Annotated in this window: 2 protein-coding genes; both read right to left on the bottom strand. The window is 58.1% G+C overall.

What is annotated here, in order from left to right; genetic code table 11:
• Positions 1-503 precede the first annotated feature (503 nt).
• Positions 504-1,604: a hypothetical protein gene (locus tag QJT78_RS49965; RefSeq protein WP_240537881.1), complete on the bottom strand. Its 1,101-nt coding sequence runs from the start codon at positions 1,602-1,604 to the stop codon at positions 504-506.
• Positions 1,601-2,161, bottom strand: coding sequence for a hypothetical protein (locus tag QJT78_RS49960; RefSeq protein ID WP_240537882.1), 561 nt, complete (start codon positions 2,159-2,161; stop codon positions 1,601-1,603). The genes QJT78_RS49965 and QJT78_RS49960 overlap by 4 nt, the downstream gene beginning before the upstream one ends.
• Between the last annotated feature and the right edge of the window lie 607 nt (positions 2,162-2,768).

Raw genomic sequence — 2,768 nt, 5'->3', positions numbered from 1 at the left:
CCGAAAGTCATCGCCGGTGTAAAGTTCATCGACGGAATCGAAGTCATTCCGAACACTGAAAGCCACGCCGCCTGATCAGGCCGCGTCACCCAAAATCAGCCATAGCTCCCGTTGCAGACCGCCAGCCGTTCAACTCTCCCCTCGGTGAATAAGCCGTTGATCTTTCGCCAGGCACTTTGCGCCCGCCTCCGGCCGCCGCGCGATGAGACAACGGCCGCGGCTTCCCGGTCGGTCGGCGCCTTCGCAATGGTGCGCGGAATCGGCTTTGGAGCGAATTCCGGGTCAACGGATCGAGCTCTTATCACCAGAAACGAGCTCCGGTTGCGAGCGGAGTTGCGCTCGCCTTGTCCATGCGGGCGGTTTGCAATCGAAGCAAGCCGGTGTACAGGCGTGATCGCGACATAGTCCTCGGCGGCGAATGGGCGCCGAGGACTGGGGCCATCAGCGAACTTCAGAACGGCCCCTAAGCATCTGCAGTTTGGAGCCTCGTAACAGTGAAGCCCTTAGTTGAGCTTGTAAGACGCCTGGAAGAACGTACCCCACCGTTCCATGCTGTAGTTCGCAAATCCTAGCGAGCCGCAGCCGTTTCCGCAGTCCGCGGAGTCCGCTTCCTTTTTCGTCCACATGGCCCAATAGCGGCCTCCAACGCCTAGGCTGATATTGTTGGTGACAAAGTAGGACAGAAGGCCTTCAACCTGGACGCCGCCGCCACCATTGCCGTGTTGCTCACTAAAGGTGGTCTTTTTGCGCAAGAGATGATTATCGCGGCCCTTGAAGTCGGTCCAGGGCAGGTAAGCGATGTCCGCATTCAGGCGCCAGCGCTCGGTCAGCATAGTTTCGGCGCTCAAGCCGATTCGAGGCGCATTCCATTGAGTATCTTGGCTGCCAACGATCCTATCGTCGCTCGGCTTGATACGACAAAAGTCCTGCGGATTTGTGAGCGGAACGCAACCCCTCGAGTCTGAGCTCTGGCTGTAATAGGCCCAGCCTATAAATCCGCCGATCTTGTAGTTCGTACTGCGCAGGACATCGTAACCGGCGTCGGCCGTGTAATATGCAAATCGCCCGTTTGACTCACCTGAACGAGTATTTAGGTAGGGGTATCCCTCGTGGGGCAGCCAATCTTCATCGTTCGATTTCCCTTTGTTGAAGAACCCGATACCAAGGCTACTCTTCAAGAACACTCCCCAGGGACTGTCGACACGGCCGAATACCTCCCCCGAAAGTCCGTCCAGTGCATGATAAGTGAGCCTGGAAATCAGTATGCTGGGGTCTTCAGGCCAGCCATACGGGACTGCGCTTTGATCCCACTGGAATCTTCCCCGGCTCAGCCAGAGCCGCGAGCCCCCTTCGAACGACCAACCGGACGTGTAGGGAATGGGTGGTACGCTGCCGGCTGATCTCGCATGCAGCGGCGAATCGGACTTTGGTGCGGCTTCTGGGTCCGCACCAAAGTGGTAGTTCAGACCAATTTTCCCAATGTGATAGTTGCTGGACAGGCTGGTCGTGCTCGCCGGCAAAATCGTAGACGGAGATAACTTCGCGGTCGAAGCGGTCGCGACGCTCGGCCCGCCAAAATGCAGATAGTCATACTCGACGTTCACCGACCATGAAGGCGTAAGGGCTTGCTCCACACCGAGCCCGATGACGCCACCAACTTGGCCATAGTCGAAATGGGTTTTCTCCTGTGGCAGGTCGCCCCCTTCAAAGTTGTTGACGATGTCGCCTCGATTATTTTGCAGGCTGCACCTGCCTTGAGATAGGCAAGCGTTTGCCCGAGCGAGCCGAAGGCGTAACCGATGCGACCGGTCCCGGTCGCAAAGAGGTTCGGAGCTGCGTTGCAGTTTGCGCTTACAATCAAGTCTGAGGCTGCGAGGCAGGTGTTTGAGCCGCTCGCGACAGCTGCGCTGGCATCCAGTTCGAGGCCGTACACCCAACTATTGTTCTGCCAATTGTAGCCGATTTGGCCACCTGCGACGAAGGAGGGAATATCGACGACGTCGCCGTAGATCGGTGGGCCGAACGGATTGGTGAAAGAGGTTCGACCGTACCCGCCGCCTACATGCCCGCCAATGTAGCCTCCGGACCAGTTCCACACCGACGGTGGCAGGGCTTCTCGCCCGAGCTTCGCCATAGCTGTACCCGTTGTGGCGATCGCCATGGTCGCAGCCCCCAAAAAGAGAACTCTTGATCGCATAAAGATTGCCCTGAACTTTCCCGAGTTGTAGTCGCGCTCGCTAAGTATCGCCGCACGGCAAATCGTCGGAGCACCAGGCCCCCAATAACGAGCCGGGGCCGCTCCGAAGATCACCGCACGACGATTGGCGATGACGTCCTCAACGTAGCAAGCCGCGTGCCGGAGCAATTCCTTTGTTCTGCAGGAGCTTACTAAGAGCGTGCCGCGTCAACTTCCCTACATTGGGTGGAAGGCGGACGAACGAGTGTCGAGGTTCGCTGCATTGCGGAGCTAGCGTCCAAGGCACGTGCATGTGCCGGAACTTTGTGGTCTGCCCGGTGAGCACAAGCTGGTTCAGCTTGGATGAGCCGTGAGATTTCAAGCTTAGTGTTCTTTTCACTCCGCGAGCTGCCTGATGGCAACCAGCCGGCCGTTGCAAGTTCAGCTCGTACTAGTTTTTGGGAGCGTGAGTACGCCAGGAAGCTAGCCCGTCTTATTCGTAAGAGTGCGCCTGAGGGGTAAAGCGCTGATGCGGCGTAGGATTCGGTTGCGAAGCCAACCCCATCACCTCCAACCGCGAACGCCACGCCCG

Origin of the sequence: Bradyrhizobium sp. Mp27, assembly GCF_029953005.1 — a bacterium.
Lineage (GTDB): Bacteria > Pseudomonadota > Alphaproteobacteria > Rhizobiales > Xanthobacteraceae > Bradyrhizobium > Bradyrhizobium barranii.
Note: the sequence above shows the minus strand (reverse complement) of the source record. Positions and strands in the feature narration are given on the sequence as shown.

Coding starts and splice junctions, on each gene's coding strand:
- QJT78_RS49960 (WP_240537882.1), bottom strand. CDS start 2,161: ATGGCGATCGCCACAACGGGTACAGCTATGGCGAAGCTCGGGCGAGAA.